Here is an 18,057-nt window from a genome sequence, read left to right as displayed (position 1 = left end):
ATTCGTGTGAAATGAATTTAATGGAGGTGTTTGATTAGGGTTAATCACCTAGCTTACTCTGCAGAAACAAAATCGAAATGTATTGAAATGAAAAATGAAGGCCGGACTAATAAACAAATAATAGATGAATGAAACATTAAGAACACGTCTCAAGTAAAAACTTGCTGGCCTTGGGATCGTTAAGGTCAAACCTAGCGCTTCAATCAAGCTGGAGGTAAACAATAGACTTATGGCAAAGGATTAGAAGAACTTAGCGAGATAGATCCACTCAAAATCAAATTAAAACGTCAACAAGCAGCCTAATAAAGGTGTTTTTTATTCTGTCCCATTTATGGGGTGCAATGCCACGATAAAGGGAAAGAACTTTTTATCGATTAGATTATTAAATGTTTTGATCTTTTAAAAACTGAGCATTAACTTTAATCATTTGATCAATTAGCTCTTTTTTCTCTTCGTCATCATAAACATTGGCTCCCGAAGCCATTTCATGACCACCGCCATTAAACTGGATCGCTACTTGATGAATATTTGGGCCTTTTGAGCGAATACGTGCACGATACTCTCCATGTGAGTCTTCTTTTTCAATAAAAATAACCCATGTTAATACTTCTTTTAAACGTCCTGGTAAATTGGTAACCGCATTGGTTCCATCAACCGTCATTCCTCTTTGAATTAAATCTGCTTGTTTCAAGGTCATTGTTGCTACTCCCTTTTCATACAATTCAATTTGATCAATGGCAAATGATTGGAAATTCAATTCATTGAGTGATAACTCATTCATCTTGCGGTTAATTTGAGTATTTTCAGCTTGATGAGCCATCAAATAAGCTACCGCCTCAAAGGTTGCTTGAGTGGTATTTGAATGGAGGAACCGTCCTGTATCACCGACAATGCCCGCATATAGGAATGTAGCAGCTTGTGGTGAAAGGGTCAATTGACCTTGAGAATGCATGATCATTTTAGTAATGAGTTCTGCAGTTGAAGAACTTAGAATTTCAACAATTTCCAAGTCAGCAAAGTGCTCAACTACCAGATGATGATCTATTTTGATTAAAGTATTATTTTGAATGTGATCATTTCCGTCAATCCGTTCAAAAACTGGTGTATCTAAAATAATTACCAAAGCATCTTCATAATCCTGTCTGTCAACATTATCCATACGGCCCAACCACTCAATTCCCTTGCCCATCTTGCCAGCAGCTAGGACAGTCTTATCTGGAAAATTATGTTTGATTGTGGCCTTCAGCCCTAATTGTGAACCAATCGCATCTGGATCTGGATTGATGTGTCGATGAATAATAATACGATCATATTGATCAATTAGACTTATTAACTTTTCGATTAAGCTTTGCTTAACTGTCATTAGTTAGACTCCTTCTGTCTTTTATTTACCATTTGTGAACCAACTGTTGCTTGAGCGACCAGAATATTTTCAACAAAAACTTTCACTTGAGAAATTGCCGAACGTCGATTGTAGTTAGAAATTTCAACTTGAAATTCAATCAAGTTTCCTAATTGAATAAATGTGAAATAATTAAGATTAAGTGATTCAAGAATATTATTATGACCTGTTAAATCCTTTACCTTGATAATTGCAACTTGGGCAATCAACTCGCAAAGCCCTCCATAGGATAAAGTCCCCAAAGTATTAACCATCTGGGGTTGGACCTCAAACTGATAATCATAACGATTTTTAAAATCATTACGGTTAACTTCAACCAAGTGTTTTAACAGATCGTGTTCGAAGGTATTAGCTGTTTGTGGTTGCTGTTGAATATTTTGTAAGGCCTTCATAACATCTTGGCGAGAAACGACACCCAAAAGTTGCAAGTTGTCAGCAACAACGGGAATCATTTCAATATCTTCCCAAATCATCTTATATGAAACAGATGCTAAACTCATATGCGGCTTAACAGTAATGACATTTTTACTCATCGCCCGTTCAATTGAAACACTGTTACCTCTTCCCATTAAATCATTAGCAGTTACGACTCCTACTAAACGCTTATTGGTCACCACTGGGAATCTTGATAAACCAGTTTCACTCGATTTCTTCTTAAAATTCTCAATAGTATCTGAAGGCTCCAATGATACCGTTCTTTCAATAGGAGTATAGACTTCTTCAACTGTTACAATTTCTTGCTTAATCATTTGCTCGTTGATTGATTGATTGATTAATGAGGCAACAGTATAAGTATCATAACTAGTCGTTATAATGGGTAGCTCTTCTTGGTTTGCTAGTCTTATAATATCGTGGTCTGTTTTAAAGCCACCTGTTATTAATACAGCGATACCATTCTTTAGAGAGTGTCGGTGAACTTCAGACCGATTACCAACAATAATCAGGGTCTGACTTTCAAAATATCGCTCCATAGCTTGCAAGGTCATCGCTCCAATAATGAATTTGGTCAGGGGTTTATCCAGTCCTTTTTCCCCCCCTAAGACCTCGCCATCAATTAGAGGGATTATATCACCAAAGGTTAAATGGCCGACTGATAAGTGATTTTTCTGTTCAATACGTATAGTCCCTACCCGTTCAATAGTCGAAACAAGTCCCTTTTCTTCAGCATCTTTGATAGCACGATAAGCAGTTCCCTCACTCACTTGCAATTGCTTAGCTATGCCTCTGACAGAAATTTTGTTTCCTATAGGCAAGGATTGAATGTATTGGATAATGCGTTCATGCTTAGTTCCCAAAGAATCACCTCAAAATCTTATTTATTAATAATATATCTTAAAGCCACATCTAAAATCATTTTAATCACAAAACCTACCATAAAACTCATGGTTGCTAAGTCTGTATTGCCTTCTGTTTGTGATTCTGGAATTAATTCTTCCACTCGAACGAAAATCATAGTCTTCAGCATAATGCAAGTGCGAAACAAACTGATCCATTAAGCGTAAGAAGACACCACCAACTAAAAAGCCAACTGCTGCTGGAAACCGTTCAGGAATTTTAAAACCAACACTGGCAAGTTATTCTAAAGCAGGAGCTAAAAGTAACCAGAAAGAAGCTGCCACCTTAATTTCACCTGCTAATCCCTGCATCATGGCTAGTAATTTATTGTCTACTTTCTTTACTAAAAAACAAAAGATGCAGCAAATACAGTACATAAACATGTTCCTATGCCGACTATACCCGACTGAAAGATGGGTTCAGTTGAAGAAACCCTTCCATTTTATATCCTTCTATTAAATATCTAATTGAATGGGTAAGGGTTCACTTTGAGGGTCTAATAACTTGGATACTGATATTCCTAATAAACGAATCTCTCTATTTGCCTCACCGTGATCTTCCCACAATTCTATAGCTTTATTCATTAATTGATAACGATCATTAGTTGGATAGGCAAAGCTGTCTTGCCTGGTCACTGTTTCAAAATTACTGTAACGTATCTTAAGAGTGAGCGTTTGACAATATAAATCTTTAGCATTTAGATCTTGCGATATTTTCACTACTAGTTGGCGTACTTTTTCCTTAATAACCTCCTCATCTAAAAGGAAAGTTTGAAAGGTTTGTTCAGTTCCCATCGATTTTCTTTGCCGATTTTGACTGACAGGCACATTGTGAATACCTCGAACCTTAAAATAAAGTGAGTGTCCCATTTTTCCAAATTTAGCAATTAATTCTTCGAGTGAAAACTTTGCTAGGTCTGAGCCAGTTTTAATGTTATGGCTTTCAAAAATACTTAAAGACTTAGCGCCTACCCCATAGAAATCTTTAATTGGGAGCGCATGAAGAAAAGGTATGGCTTCATCCGGAGAAACCAAGGTAATACCATTCGGTTTATGAAAATCTGAAGCCAATTTAGCAATAAATTTATTATAAGAAACTCCTACTGAACAACTTAGATGAATTTCTTCATAAATTTGAGCCTGGATAAGACGAGCGATTTTTAAAGCTGATTCTTCCTTTATATGATTTTTCGATACATCCAAATAGGCTTCATCTAGGGATAGAGGCTCCACTTGGTCAGTGTATTGATAAAAAATTTTGCGAATTTCTTGCGAAACCGAGCGGTAATAAGCCATATTGCCTTTGATAAAAACAGCTTGAGGACAGCGCTTATAAGCTTCCAAAGAAGACATTGCAGAATGAATACCGTATTGACGCGCTATGTAATTACAAGTGGTCACAATCCCCCGTCCATTAGTTAATTTTGGATGTTTAGCAATAACTACAGGTTGATTGCTTAAGGACGGATTATCACGAATTTCAATGGAAGCATAAAAGGCATCCATATCCACATGTAATATTTTGCGACTTGTATCCGGTTTAGGATCATCGAAAGTAAGTAAGCCATATCTCATATTTAGCCTCCTAAAGGCTTCATATCCTAATAATAATACTATAAAGCTAGATAGAATAAGTGAAAAAACATTTATTAATAAGTAATAATTACCTACTAATAAATGTTTCAATTATTCATTTAAGATGCTAAGACTTACACATTAGCATCCGTTTCTAACTTCCCTTCAACAGTGGTTTTATTTTCAGAAGAGTAGACGGTTTCATCATTTGTACCCGCACTCTTAAGAACATTTGCTACCGCACTGATTTCAAAGGTTAAATATATACCTTCACAGTCAATTACAACAAGGCCTTCTTGCTGTTTTACTTCATCTACTATTCCATGCAATCCCCCAATTGTAACTACTCCATCACCTGCTTGCATTGCCTCAATCATTTGGCGCTTTGCATCGGCCGCTTTTTTTTGGGGACGAATCAACATAAAGTAAAATAAAGCGAACATAATAAGCATTGGTAAAAAAGCAAAATAACTATTTCCCATTAAAAATTCCTCCTCTAAATATCTCTTATATTATAACAGTTTTTTAAGACTTTCTCCATTAAAATTCTGGAGCATTTGGTTTGTTATAACCATATTCTTCACGAAAAGCTTGACGAAACTCTAATAAATTATCTTCTCGAATGGCTTGACGAACATCACGCATCAATTGCAATAAGAAATGGGTATTATGTATCGAAGTTAAACGTAACCCAAAGGTTTCTTGACTCTTCATTAAATGGCGAATATAAGCGCGACTATAATTACGACAGGTATAACAGTCACATTTAGGATCAATGGGGCTATAATCACGTGCATATTTAGCGTTTTTCACCACTAATCTTCCTTGCGAAGTCATGCAGCTACCGTTTCGAGCAATGCGAGTAGCTAAGACACAATCAAACATATCCACACCACGAATGGAACCATCAATTAAGGCATCAGGAGAACCAACCCCCATTAAATAGCGTGGTTTGTTTTTAGGAAAAACTGGCATTAAGTAATCTAGGACTTCATTCATTTCCTCTTTAGTCTCGCCCACTGATAAGCCGCCAATGGAATAGCCTGGGAAATCTAAAGCAATCATGTCTTTAGCGTGTTGTAAGCGCAAGTCTTTATAACCTGCCCCTTGGCAAATGCCAAAGAGTGCTTGTTTTTCAGGATTTTGATGTGCTTTTAATCCTCTTTCTGCCCAACGACTAGTTCTAGCAATCGACTTTTTAACGTAATCATAAGGCTGATGATAGTCTGGGCATTCATCAAAGGACATGATAATATCTGATCCCAAAGCATTCTGAATTTGAATGGCTTTCTCAGGAGATAAGAATAATTTTTCTCCTGAAATATGATTACGAAAATGAACGCCTTCTTCTTCTATATCACGAATCTCACTCAGAGAAAAGACTTGAAACCCTCCTGAATCGGTTAGAATCCCTTGATCCCAGTTCATAAACTTGTGAAGCCCGCCTGCTTGCTCAATAATCTCTTCACCAGGCCTTAACCATAAATGATAGGTATTACTTAATATCACACCCGCTCCCATATCTTTTAACTCTTCAGGTGATAATGATTTGACGGTAGCTAATGTTCCTACCGGCATATACATGGGGGTTTCAAATGAGCCATGTGGAGTATGAAGTATCCCTAATCGAGCTCCCGTATGTTTTTCTTCTTTGATTAATTCATAAGTTATAGCAGCCACTATTTACCTTCCTTTCTATTATTTCAATTCCACTTTAAAAATTAATGGATAATTTTTTCCAGTTAAATAAAATTGATCCGCTTCAATATGAGCAATCCCATTTAAGACATCCATTGTTTCTCTTTGTTCTGCTGTAAGATCCAACTGATCGAGCATAGGAGTCAAATCATATGTTTTAAGTATTTGACCACTTTGGGGATCAATTTTAACAATGCGATTATCATACCAAATATTAGCGTAAATTGCATCATTGGCATATTCCAACTCATTTAACTGATCTAATGGCTCTCCTTCTAAATTCACTTCCACTTGATCAACTAATTTAAAGTTGTCAGGATTATAAGTATAGATAGTTGATGACCCATCAGACAAGTAGAACAGATCTTTTTCCTCATTATAAGCTAATCCCCATCCTTCACCTTTTATTTCATAAGTGTTGACTAGTTCTTTGGTCTTTACATCCCATTTGAAAACTTTGCCCTCTTTCCAAGTTAACTGCCAAAGTTCATTGTCACGCAAAGAAATCCCTTCTCCAAAGTATTGGTTATCTAATCCAATGGAGCGGTCTAACAAGCCTTTTTCCCAATTAAAATAACCCCAAGCTGATTCTCCGTATAAACCTGTGCCGATTAAGAGTTGGGCCTCTTGATCAAGCTCAAATCCTTGTATAAATAAATTTTCCTTGATAGGGTATGTCTCAATTAAATAGACCCCTCCTAAGCTACCATTAGCTATAACGTTTCTTGTAAAAGTAAGACTAACTAACAATAAAATAGTGAAATTCAATATTTTAAACATCATTCATTCCTCCTATAAAAAACTTGATAAATCCTTAAGAATATGCTGACTTGAATCTTGATTGAATCTTGGTAAAATAATAACAAACATTGTAACTGAAAGGAAATTGAATATGACTTTTTATCAGTTTGCCGTAGCCATTTTACGCTGTCTCTTTCGTCTTTTTAATGGGAAATCCTATATAATTGGCAAAGAAAACATTCCCGATCCCAATCAATCAACTTTTATTCTAGCAGCCACTCACCGCTCTTTTTGGGATCCATTATACTTGGCCATTGCACTTTATCCACTTGAAATTTCTTTTATGTCAAAAGAATCAATTTTTCATAATTCTTTGTTAGCTAGCATTTTACGAAAGGCACATGTTTTTCCAGTTAATCGAGAAAAACCTAGTCCTAAAACGATCAAAATAGCCGTCAAACAATTAACTGAAAAAAATTTGAATTTAGGTATCTTTCCTTCTGGTAGTCGGTACACAACTGAAATTAAAGGTGGAACTGCTTTCATTCAACGTCTTTCAAAAAAAGACATCATCCCAATTGCTATTCAACCACCTTTAGACTTTAAATCATTCTTTAAGAGACAAGGAGCTAAAATAGCTTTTGGACCTGCCATTAAATATAATCCTGAATTAGATTATAATAAAGATCAACTAGCTAAAATAGACCAGGAATTGGCCAAGGCTTTTGATAATTTGGATCATCAATTAGACCCAAGCTTTAGCTATGTTCCTGCTAAAAAGAAATAATTATTACGCTTTATAAAAAAACTCCTACCCTTGAAGCTGTCGTTAAGCTGCTCTAGGGAGGAGGTTTTTAATCTTAAAAATAATTTATTGTATACTTGATTAAAGAAAACCTAATTTTCTGCGCCTTTTCTGCTCCTTAAGGACAGAAAACAGTAACAAAAATTGTGAAAGAAAAAACATATTTTCAAACAAAGCTATTTCGATTGCATCTTCATAGACTGCATGATTTGCTGAACTTTTTTCTTGGAAGGCTTTTGCCCCATTTGCGCCATCATAGTCGTAATCATGCGCTCATCAATAGGTGGATTTTCTTTAAAATAATTCATCATATACTTCCGAGCAATAAAGAAACCTAACACTGCTCCTGCTACCAATGCTAAAATAACAATTAAAACCCATGAAAATGTTGACATACCATCTCTCCTTTTAAAAATTTAACCGATTAAATACTCTAACCTATTAATCTTTACGATTATGCATTCCTTTAGCTTTTTGAATTCTTTTAACTTTTTCAGGTGTTAAATCATTTCCATCTGAATCGACAATTTTAACTCCCTCAACCTGTCTTACCATGTGCTGTCTGAAGACTTTTAAGTACTCTTGTCTTAATTGATTCTGTTCTTCTTTTTCTGAATCCGTAAGTCCTTTAGTTTTTTGAAGTTTAGCTAACTCATTAATTCTTGCTAGTTTTGAAGATGAAAGCATAGCGATCCTCCTTTGCTACGAACATTTGTTTGATTTATAATTCTACTTCTGCTACAATTAAATTATCCTATAGAAAGAGTGAGTGAAATGATTAAGATAACGACCAAGCAATTAAACGTGCTACAATCTATTTATGAATTACTCAATGAAAATGGTTATCCACCCACTGTTCGCGAAATTGGAGCGCGTGTTGGACTTTCTTCTCCATCCACTGTCCACGGTCATCTTGACCGATTAGAAGAAAGTGGACTGATTGAAAGATCTGCCAGTAAAACAAGGACGATTGAAATAACGGCCTTGGGAATTAAAAAATTGGGCATCAAATCCGATAAAGTACCTTTACTCGGCTATGTTGCCGCAGGTGCTCCGATTCTTGCTGAAGAAGAAGCTATGGAATATTATCCTAAGCCTACCGATCTTCAATATGATTCAAGCGAATTATTTATGCTGATCATTAAAGGTGAATCCATGGTTAATATTGGCATTTTGGATGGCGATATCATCACCGTCCGCAGACAAGCAACTGCCAATAATGGTGAAGTCGTTGTTGCTATGACTGAAGATAATGAAGCAACATGTAAAACTTTTTATAAGAAAAAAGATCATATCGTACTTCGCCCTGAAAATGATACCATGGACGATATTATCTTGCCCGACGTTTCAATTTTAGGCAAAGTAGTTAGTCTTAATCGCTATTTCTAATCAACTCAATTAAAGATTAGCCTAACCAGAGATTAAAACTGGTTAGGCTCTTTTTATTTCTAATAGTGCATTAGTGTGAAATACTTGTGATCTCCCAACTTCTCTTTTCCTTTTAAGTCATCTAACTCAATAAGAAAAGCACACCCTGCGACAATTCCTCCAAGATTTTCCACTAATTGGATAGTTGCTTGAATGGTTCCACCTGTTGCTAATAAATCATCGGTTATTAAGACTCTTTGGCCCGGTTGAATAGCATCTTTGTGGATTTGTAAGACATTTGATCCGTATTCTAAACTATAGTCTACTTCAATTGTTTCTCTAGGAAGTTTACCTTTTTTACGGACAGGGGCAAAGCCCACTCCAAGCGCATAAGCAACTGGGCATCCAATAATAAAACCACGCGCTTCAGGCCCTACGACCATGTCCACCTTTAATTCTCTAGCATAGTCTACTATCTCTTGAGTCGCTGCTTCAAAAGCGGGACCATTGCCCATGAGAGGTGTGATATCACGGAAAATAATACCTTCTTCTGGGTAATTATCAACACGAGCGATATAGTTTGTATAATCCATTTTAAGTCTCCTTATTTATCCAGCTTTTCACTTGATCAAGTGTTTGAAAATTCAATAATTTTTCTGCTTCCATGGCTTCTTGATACTTGCTCATGGCAGGCAACTCCATTAAATCAAGTTTGTTGGCTTGCTTAAGCTGGTTCATGATTACAAGTCCATCTTTTATTGTAACAAAACCCGCCTCAAAAAACACCACAATCATTGTTTTTATTTTTATTAATGGAATTGATAAATAGCTAGAAAGAACTTGTAAATCTTTTAGTTGAAGACTACCTTCTTGCTTAAGCAGTTGGAACAATTTTGCAAAGTCTTGACGCTGGGGCAAGCCTGCTAAATATCTGGATTCTACAACAACACTGGCTAAATAAATTTTTTCCCATCCGTGACTCTTTAAAAGTTTTTTTAGTTTATTAAGATTTTGGGGGGGCTCAATCAACACTAGATTTTCATATTTAAAATTAATGGGTAATGCTTCATAATTAATCAATTGATAGTCGTTTTTCAACTGTTCAGAAAAGAGTGCCGCATTTTTTTTATCTTGAAAACAATAAACCACCTCAGACAGCTGTTTTAATTTATCAAAATGTGTTTTCCCTCGGTAATCAATCCACAATTGCCCTTCCAAATTAAAATCTTTGACAATTAATTGACATTCTTTTTGTTGTTTCCATTCGTTAATTGACAGTTCTCCAACCATATCCAACTGAATACCCAATTGACAATCTTCAAAGTCATCCGCCATACTAAACGCTATGGCAGCTAGTGAGTTTGCAGTGCCTGATTGATTAAATTTCATTTTAACATGTTGTTTATTCGCTCCAATTACTCTTTTTTCAATCATCTTTAAGTCCTTAAATAAAACAATAGGCTTAGGATTATGCATACCGAAAGGTCCTAATTTTTGAATCTCTTCGATTAATTTTAAATTAATATCTGTCAAACTTAGTCTAGCATCAACCGACAAGGAAGTTTTGGCTAAAATTTGATCTTTGTGTTTATCAGCTAACTGGCTTAATTCAGTCTGAAATTTTTGCCAATTATCTTCTTCAATTGTCATACCAGCCGCTTGGCTATGACCACCAAAATGCTTTAATAGTCCTTTTAGCTGACTAAGATTTTTGAAAAGATTAAAGTTTTCTTTTGATCTAGCTGAACCTTTATACTGATGATTTTTCTTGTCAAAGTTGAAAAGTAGGCATGGGCGCTGGTATTTATCACAAATGCGACTAGCTACAATTCCTAAAACTCCGGGATGCCAATTTGGAGAAGTCTGGCAAATAATTCGAGGCAACTCCTTTAAAACATCTAATTTTGATGTAACTTCTTGATAAATTTGAGTGACTAATTGCTGTCTTTTATAATTTTCCTGTTCAATAAACTCAAGCCACTGACTAGCCTCTTGCTCGGTAAAAGCTGCCAACCAATCGAATCCCGGTCGAGGATCTCCCAACCGTCCCACAGCATTGAGTCGAGGACCAATAATAAAACCAATCGTTTCGGCAGATATATCATCTTTTGACTGTAATTGTTGGTTTAATAGAAGCTGTAGTCCGGGCCGCTGAGTAACTTCTAACTGATGGATTCCTCCAATAACAATTGTTCGATTTTCATCTAAGAGAGAGACCATATCAGCAACCGTACCAATAGCTGCTAAATCTAACATTTCTATTGGTATTTCACCAAGGATGGCTGTTGCTACTTTAAATGCGACACCTGCTCCAGATAAATCTCCAAAAGGATAACTTCCCTGAGGGTGACGAGGATGTATGATGGCATATGCAGCTGGCAGCGTTTCCTGTAACTCGTGATGGTCAGTTACAATAACGTCGACCTTCTTTTCTTGAGCAAATTCAATTGCTTCATGACCTGCCACTCCATTATCAACCGTGATGATTAATTGAACCCCTTCTTCAATAAACTCTTGATAACGATCGATATTGGGACCGTAGCCATCTTTAAAACGATTGGGTAGATAGACTCGACTGTCAGCTCCTAAAGCATCTAAAGCCTCTTTTAAAATTAAAGAAGAAGTGATTCCATCTGCATCATAATCACCATAAATCAAAATTTTTTCTCCCTTTTCAATGGCTAAATGGATGCGTTTTACTGCTATATCCATTTGATATAAGGCAAAGGGGTCATGATATAAAGTTGGCTCTTGTTCGGTGGCTTTTTTTATTGCCGATAGATCATGAAGACCACGATTAAAACAGATTGCTAAAAAAGCGGGCGAATAGTCTTCTCCCGCTATTAATAATTTTTGATAGTTTTGATTTCCATTTAAATTTTCTGGCAATTGCCATTGGTATTTAGACAACATCGTTATTCTCCTTACACATCATAAACTCATTAATTAAGTGGGATTTCATATTCATCAAAGTCATTAACAAGATGACTGTTAGGAAAAATAGAACAAGCTTCTTTTTCAAGTTGCTTGAGAGCCTTGCCTAAGTAGCGAGCTGAAATATGATTGAGATAAAGAGCCTCTACTTGACTATCTTTAGCCACTTGGGCTGCTTGATGACTGGTCGAATGGTAATAAGCTCTTGCCATTTTTTCTTCCGCTGCTTCATGAGTAGCCTCATGGACTAAAGCATTCGCTTTTCTGGCTAAGACTTTAGAATTCTGACAATAACGGGTATCCCCCAAAATGGTAACGATTCTACCAGGTCGATCCGGAGCAAGAAAATTCTGGCCATCTATCCATCTGCCATCTTCTAATTGAACACGTTCTCCGCGTTTGAGTTGACCATAAATTGGACCATTAGGTATCTCAAATTTTTTCAACTCTTCAACTAAAAGTTGACCAGGTAAATCTGGTTCTTCTACTCGGTAGCCAAAAGAAAGAATCCCATGTTCTAAAGGTAAATAATTAACCTTCCAGCCATTATCAAAGATTAACTCGCCACCTCGGTCTACCAACTCTGTTATTTTTAAACTGTATGCAAGTTTGGATTTTGAATATTTTAAGGAAATCTTAATAAAATCTTTTATCCCCTTAGGTCCATAAACTTCTAAACAGTCTTCTCCACCTTGAAAAGATCTTGAACTTAGAAGTCCTGGCAAGCCAAAAATATGGTCTCCATGAAGATGAGTAATAAAAATTTTAGTTATTTTTCTAGGTCGAATGGTTGTTTCCAAGATTTGATGCTGGGTTGCTTCTCCACAATCAAATAACCAGATTTCATTCAACTCATCTAATAACTTTAAAGCCAGCGAAGAAACATTTCTTTGTCTGGATGGAATCCCAGCACCTGTGCCTAAAAAATGTAATTTCATATTTCCATCAACCTCTTTCTATGACTAGCGCTGACGGTATATCTCCTTAGCGATAAATTTAGATAACTCCAATGACCCCTCATCATTTAGATGAACGCCATCTTCAGCAAACCATTCAGCGTGTCCACGGGCATAATTCGCCCAGTCTATAATTCTAACATTTCCATATTCTTGAGCCGCTCTTACCAATTGACGGTTAGCATCATCTGTCCAAATGCGATCAACCAAAACGTTGACATAATACTGATCACGGTCTAGACCGACTGCTTGAATATAATCATCCATTTGACCAACTGTAAATGTTCCATTAGAGCCTAACATGGTTACCACAGTAGGCTTTAATCCGCCTGTTTGATTGAGACCATATACCGTATCATAAGATTCATAAAGTTGTCGACCAACTTTCGGATCAAAAACAGCCTTAGGAAATACATCATTCAAGCGCTCGGTGGCTGCAGCTAAAGTTGAATCCCCTATGAAAGTTATCTCCAATGCATTAGCATAGAGTAAGACTTCTTGATCTAAGCCTTCGATATTATTAACAACTACTTGTCTTTCTTCAGTTTTTCTTGACTCTTCAGCAATATTCATATTGTTTTCAATAATGGCTTGAATTTCCTTACTTGATTCTACACCCTTAGCTGGTGAAGAAATAGCCAGAGCGATGACCCCCATCACGACATTAAAAATATAACACGCTGTGATAAATTTCACTACTCTTAATGATTGAGGGTGAGAGCTTAAATAATCAAATTGATGCTTCATTTTGCGCCAATTAAAGTCTTGTCCAATTGGAAGACTAATTCTGCGCTTTTCAAATAATTGGTAAGTAATTTCAGCTAAAATAATGATCAAAAGCAACTGAAAACCATAATTTAACCATGGAGACCTATTCATAAAGCTAATGTTTTGAGGCATTAAAAGATAGACAGGATAGTACCATAGATAGTAAGAAAAAGATCGTTGGCCTATCCAGGTAAATAGTTTAAAACGAAAGATTTTGTTCCAAATAGTTGCTGGATGAATACTTGAAACAACAATTACAGCAGAAATCAAAGAAAACAAAGTTAAACCAAAACGATAAGCAAATGGTTTGGTTGCAAACATGAATTTAATCATGAAGAAAGCAAAAATGACTGCAAGTAAACCCATAAGATTCATGGTCATAATTTTCTTTGATGAAATCTTTTTAGGTGATAAATTAACTGGAAGAGCTAATCCTAAAGAACCCCCAAGAGTAAAAGCAGATAATCTTGTTAAAAGGTCATAGTAAATTCGGGTAGGATCTTGGTTATCTTTATAAAGATAGCCCATTAAAAAAGCGGATAAGGCTGAAATAATCAATAACATACGAATAGTTACTTGAGGTTTTTTATGCCAACTGTAAAGTAAAAATATTAAAATAGGTGTTAAAATAACCAATTGTCCATATAAAGAGACGTACCACAAATGTGTAAAGGGACTTGGATTAGCCGCTTGAACAAAGTAAGACTGTTGATTAAAAATCTGATAATAATTGTTAATAAATGTGAGTGAACTTAATCCCATCCACCGAATATTAGATAAAAAATCACGGTTAAAAAGTAAAATATAGGTAGACGTAGTTAAAACTACGAATAAAGTAGGGAAAAAAAGTCTTTCAAAACGCTTATATATAAATTGCCAAAAGGACTCTTTTCTAGCTTGTATATCTTTTAAATAAAAATGTCTAAAGTTAAAAAAACCAGCTATGAAAAGAAATAGATTAACTGCAAGGAAACCACCTGGAACAATATGTTCAAAGTAGTAATAAGCAATGATTAGCAGTATTGCGATTCCCTTAAGACCGTCAAAAATTGGGATACGCCCTTGTTTAACTTTATTTTGCATATTAAAACCACCTAATCAATAAACTCAAATTGATAATCCTCTAAGTAAACTGTATCGCCATTTTTCGCGCCAGCTTCTCTCAAGGCTTGATCGACACCCATTGATCGCAGTTGACGTGCAAAGCGTTGTAAACTTTCATCATGAGCTGTATTGGTCATTTTATAAAGCTTGATAATCTTTTCACCTTCTAATTCCCAATAACCTTCTTCAAGTTTACGAACAGTAAAATCAGGGCTTTCGTCGATCGTATAATTTTTATGATCACTTTCTTTTTCCTCCAAAGGTATAAAGTCACTGGAGGCAACTAATTGAGCTGTTGCTCGCATCAATGAATCAATTCCCTGGGCTTGCCAAGCTGAAATTTGATAAATTTTTGGAATAGAAAGATTTAAATTCTGATAATAATCAGATATTTTTTCTTCAAATACTTTTAAATTATCTTTAGCTTGATCTAAATCCATTTTATTAGCCACAATCAACATGGGTCTTTCTAAAAGACGAGGATGATAATTAGCTAACTCTTGCATAATAGAAGAAAAATCTTCAAAGGGATCGCGTTCATGTACCGCTGCCATATCCACAATATGTAATAACGTTTTAGTTCTTTCAATGTGGCGTAAGAAATCAATACCTAAACCAACACCATCAGAAGCACCATCAATAAGGCCCGGCATGTCTGCAACGACAAATTCCTGACCATCAGCAATTTTAACCACTCCCAAGTTGGGTACTAAGGTAGTAAATTGATAATCTGCTACTTTGGGTTTAGCATTAGAAATAATGGACAATAGGGTTGATTTGCCCACGCTTGGATAACCAACCAAGCCCACATCTGCTAGAACTTTAAGTTCCAATTGTAACTCCAAGGCTTGACCTGGTTCTCCATTTTCAGCAATTGAAGGAGCAGGGTTTTTATGCGTGGCAAAGCGTATGTTTCCACGCCCCCCTCTCCCTCCTTTAGCAACAATTACTTCTTGTCCATGGTCCACTAAATCGGCAATGAGTCTACCGCTTGCTTCGTCATAAACAGAGGTTCCTGGTGGAACTTTTACATAAAGGTCTTCTGCATTCGCTCCATATTTACTCTTACTCATTCCATTTTCCCCGTTATGCGCTTTGAATTGACGATTGTATCTAAAATCCATCAAAGTATGAAGGCCTTCATCCACTCGAAAAATGACATCGCCACCGCGGCCGCCATCTCCTCCTGCAGGTCCACCATCTGGTCGATATTTTTCTCTTAGGAAAGCGACCATTCCGTCGCCACCTTTACCAGCAATTACCTTCACTTTTGCGCGATCTAAAAAGGTAGACATTATTATCGCTCCTTTACTCTTATTTATGGACCACTTTTCTAGGATCCATGAGACTGAGAATTGTTTGTGTTAATTGGTACATCATTTGATAGCGATTATGGCGAAGAGCTTCTTGGTCAGCGTTAACCATATGTAGTTCTAAATATGAAGCAATCATTGGACTAATGCTTTCAAAATATTCCATTAATCTTGAGGTGTCTTGTAAGTCCTCTATTGCCACTATCTTTTCAATTAAGTCCTTTTCTAGTTGACTTTCAGCTAGGTTATCAGTGATTTTAACTTGCTCGCTAACCTTTTCACCTAAATTAACTACTCGTGCCAAATTTTCAATCATTTTTGAAAACTCAACCGGTTTGGCAGCTTTGAAGTCTTGTAAACTTTTAGCCGTTTCTTTTATTTTTACAGGATTTAGTTGTTTTTGTGCGAGTGCTGCTTGAATAATATCGTAATCCATTCCTAGATTACCTAATCTAACTTGAATCCGAGCTTCTATAAAACTAAGCAAATCATTTAAGTAATCGGCTGCTGAATCAGCATCTTCATGGTTAATCTTCACTAACAAGCTCTTTAAATCGATATTCCAAGATTGGTCTAAAAGAATGTCAATTAATCCCATGGCTTGTCTTCTTAATGCATAAGGATCATTAGACCCTGTTGGTATCATATCCGCTTTGAAGTAAGCAATTAGACTGTCTAATTTATCTGCAATCGATAAGGCGGCAGCCGCAGGTTTATCAGGTAATTTCCCTCCAGCCGAAGTTGGTAGGTATTGCTGAGCAATTGCTTGCGCTACACTATCTTCTTCACCATAATGTTTGGCATAAATCCCACCAATGACACCTTGTAATTCGGCAAACTCATTTACCGCTTGAGTCACAAGATCAAACTTGTAAATCTCACTAGCACGCAAAATGGTCTTTTGATCTTGAGCAGATAAATCGATAAAATCCATCAATTCTTCAAGCAAGTGTTTAACACGTTCTTGTTTTTGACTATAAGTACCTAACTTAAAATGCTCTTTCAAGCTTGATAATTTAGCTAAGTCTTCTTTTAAAGATAATTTTAAATCTTCTTGGTAAAAGAATAAACCATCTGCTAAACGAGCTCTTAATACCTTTTGATTACCTTTAATGACTTGATCAATATGCTGATCATTACCATTTCGTACTGAAATAAAATAAGGCAACAATTCTTTGCTTTTAGGATCTAAAACATAAAAATAACGTTGATGATCACGCATTGCTGTGATGACCATTTCTTGGGGAATTTCTAAATATTTTTCCTCAAAACTGCCGTAAAAAGCAGTTGGCCACTCGACAATGGCTGTTACCTCTTCTAGTAATTCATCATTTTCCGGTATAACCCAGCCCCTTTCATCTTCAATCGCTTGAATTTGCTGGTAAATCTTCTCTTGTCGTTTTTCAAAACTGGCAATCACATACATCTTTTCTAGTGCGTTTTCATAGTCACGACTATTTTTAATTATAACTTTGTCATTTTTAGTTAGAAAACGATGACCATGTGAAAAATTATTCGCCTGAATACCAGCAAATTCAAAGTTAATCACCTGATCTTCTAGTAATGAAAGTATCCAATGAATCGGACGAATATATTCTAAATTTAAATCTGACCACCGCATGGTAACTGGGAAATGCATACTGGCAAGAACAGTTGGGATAGCTTTTAACACTTCTTCTACTTTCTTCTGCTCAGCCACCTTATTCACAAAGAGGTAGTCAGTTCCTTTAACTTCTTTAACAAATAAGTCTTCCTCTTGACAGGCTTGACCTTTTAAGAAGCCCAATGCAGCTTTCGTCAGATTCCCTTCGTTATCTTGTCCAACTTTTACGGACGGTCCTCTTACTTCTTCTTCTAAAGCTGATTGCTGATCAGATAAACCTTCTACTCTTAGAGCTAATCTTCTAGGAGTTGCGTAAGTTTCAATGGATTGAAAGCTGATTCTTTCTTCTGCAAGAAATGCTGCAAGTTTTTCGGCTAATTGATCACGCAATTTCAATAAAAATCTAGCTGGAATTTCTTCCATTCCTACTTCTAATAAATAATCTCTCATAGCAAT

At 36.1% G+C, this 18,057-nt stretch carries 18 protein-coding genes; 2 read left to right on the top strand and 16 right to left on the bottom strand.

What is annotated here, in order from left to right; genetic code table 11:
- Positions 1–382: 382 nt before the first annotated feature.
- The 8 genes from ACQV2Q_RS01590 to ACQV2Q_RS01555 form a co-directional block, all read right to left on the bottom strand.
- Entirely contained in the window at positions 383–1,363 is a 981-nt protein-coding gene (locus ACQV2Q_RS01590; protein WP_428873795.1) for a DHH family phosphoesterase, read from the bottom strand.
- Positions 1,363–2,697, bottom strand: coding sequence for a DRTGG domain-containing protein (locus ACQV2Q_RS01585; RefSeq protein WP_428873796.1), 1,335 nt, complete (start codon positions 2,695–2,697; stop codon positions 1,363–1,365). Before ACQV2Q_RS01585 ends, ACQV2Q_RS01590 begins: the two co-directional genes overlap by 1 nt.
- A gap of 17 nt (positions 2,698–2,714) precedes the next feature.
- Positions 2,715–2,867, bottom strand: coding sequence for a hypothetical protein (locus tag ACQV2Q_RS01580; RefSeq protein ID WP_428881761.1), 153 nt, complete (start codon positions 2,865–2,867; stop codon positions 2,715–2,717).
- A 109-nt stretch (positions 2,868–2,976) separates the two neighbouring features.
- On the bottom strand, positions 2,977–3,120 hold the full coding sequence (locus ACQV2Q_RS01575; RefSeq protein ID WP_428881720.1) for a hypothetical protein: 144 nt from the start codon (positions 3,118–3,120) through the stop codon (positions 2,977–2,979).
- Positions 3,121–3,192: 72 nt separating this feature from the next.
- A complete protein-coding gene (gene dinB, locus ACQV2Q_RS01570; protein ID WP_428873798.1) occupies positions 3,193–4,311 on the bottom strand; it encodes a DNA polymerase IV in 1,119 nt (372 codons plus the stop codon).
- 134 nt (positions 4,312–4,445) lie between these two features.
- Positions 4,446–4,793 (bottom strand): preprotein translocase subunit YajC, encoded by a 348-nt coding sequence (yajC, locus tag ACQV2Q_RS01565; protein WP_428873799.1) that lies wholly within the window; start codon positions 4,791–4,793, stop codon positions 4,446–4,448.
- Positions 4,794–4,851: 58 nt separating this feature from the next.
- Complete coding sequence (gene tgt, locus ACQV2Q_RS01560; protein ID WP_428873800.1) at positions 4,852–5,991, bottom strand: tRNA guanosine(34) transglycosylase Tgt; 1,140 nt, start codon at positions 5,989–5,991, stop codon at positions 4,852–4,854.
- Positions 5,992–6,009: 18 nt separating this feature from the next.
- A complete protein-coding gene (locus ACQV2Q_RS01555) occupies positions 6,010–6,792 on the bottom strand; it encodes a glutaminyl-peptide cyclotransferase (RefSeq protein WP_428874686.1) in 783 nt (260 codons plus the stop codon).
- A gap of 109 nt (positions 6,793–6,901) precedes the next feature.
- Between ACQV2Q_RS01555 and ACQV2Q_RS01550 the strand changes: the two genes are divergently transcribed.
- Positions 6,902–7,537, top strand: a complete 636-nt coding sequence (locus tag ACQV2Q_RS01550) for a lysophospholipid acyltransferase family protein (protein WP_428874685.1) — start codon at positions 6,902–6,904, stop codon at positions 7,535–7,537.
- 194 nt (positions 7,538–7,731) lie between these two features.
- On the opposite strand, the gene ACQV2Q_RS01545 is transcribed toward ACQV2Q_RS01550, so the two are convergent.
- Together ACQV2Q_RS01545 and ACQV2Q_RS01540 are read right to left on the bottom strand one after the other, a co-directional pair.
- On the bottom strand, positions 7,732–7,950 hold the full coding sequence (locus tag ACQV2Q_RS01545) for a YneF family protein (RefSeq protein ID WP_428873803.1): 219 nt from the start codon (positions 7,948–7,950) through the stop codon (positions 7,732–7,734).
- Between the two features lie 46 nt (positions 7,951–7,996).
- On the bottom strand, positions 7,997–8,242 hold the full coding sequence (locus ACQV2Q_RS01540; RefSeq protein WP_428873804.1) for a DUF896 domain-containing protein: 246 nt from the start codon (positions 8,240–8,242) through the stop codon (positions 7,997–7,999).
- Positions 8,243–8,329: 87 nt separating this feature from the next.
- Between ACQV2Q_RS01540 and lexA the strand changes: the two genes are divergently transcribed.
- A complete protein-coding gene (gene lexA, locus ACQV2Q_RS01535; RefSeq protein WP_428873805.1) occupies positions 8,330–8,944 on the top strand; it encodes a transcriptional repressor LexA in 615 nt (204 codons plus the stop codon).
- A gap of 59 nt (positions 8,945–9,003) precedes the next feature.
- On the opposite strand, the gene ACQV2Q_RS01530 is transcribed toward lexA, so the two are convergent.
- From ACQV2Q_RS01530 to glyS, 6 genes are read right to left on the bottom strand one after another with little or no spacing between them, the layout of a single operon-like run.
- On the bottom strand, positions 9,004–9,516 hold the full coding sequence (locus tag ACQV2Q_RS01530) for an adenine phosphoribosyltransferase (protein ID WP_428873806.1): 513 nt from the start codon (positions 9,514–9,516) through the stop codon (positions 9,004–9,006).
- 1 nt (position 9,517) lies between these two features.
- Positions 9,518–11,836 carry a single-stranded-DNA-specific exonuclease RecJ gene (gene recJ / locus ACQV2Q_RS01525; protein WP_428874682.1) on the bottom strand — a complete coding sequence of 773 codons (2,319 nt, stop codon included), beginning with the start codon at positions 11,834–11,836 and terminating at the stop codon, positions 9,518–9,520.
- A gap of 29 nt (positions 11,837–11,865) precedes the next feature.
- Entirely contained in the window at positions 11,866–12,795 is a 930-nt protein-coding gene (gene rnz / locus ACQV2Q_RS01520; RefSeq protein WP_428873808.1) for a ribonuclease Z, read from the bottom strand.
- A 24-nt stretch (positions 12,796–12,819) separates the two neighbouring features.
- Positions 12,820–14,664: an acyltransferase family protein gene (locus ACQV2Q_RS01515; RefSeq protein ID WP_428873809.1), complete on the bottom strand. Its 1,845-nt coding sequence runs from the start codon at positions 14,662–14,664 to the stop codon at positions 12,820–12,822.
- An 11-nt stretch (positions 14,665–14,675) separates the two neighbouring features.
- A complete protein-coding gene (obgE, locus tag ACQV2Q_RS01510; RefSeq protein WP_428873810.1) occupies positions 14,676–15,980 on the bottom strand; it encodes a GTPase ObgE in 1,305 nt (434 codons plus the stop codon).
- Positions 15,981–15,999: 19 nt separating this feature from the next.
- On the bottom strand, positions 16,000–18,051 hold the full coding sequence (gene glyS / locus ACQV2Q_RS01505) for a glycine--tRNA ligase subunit beta (RefSeq protein WP_428873811.1): 2,052 nt from the start codon (positions 18,049–18,051) through the stop codon (positions 16,000–16,002).
- Positions 18,052–18,057 lie beyond the last annotated feature (6 nt).

The sequence above is a fragment of the Facklamia sp. P12950 genome (assembly GCF_050409465.1).
GTDB lineage: Bacteria > Bacillota > Bacilli > Lactobacillales > Aerococcaceae > Facklamia.
The sequence above is the reverse complement of the archived record's forward strand: the minus strand, read 5'-3'. Positions and strand labels throughout refer to the sequence as shown.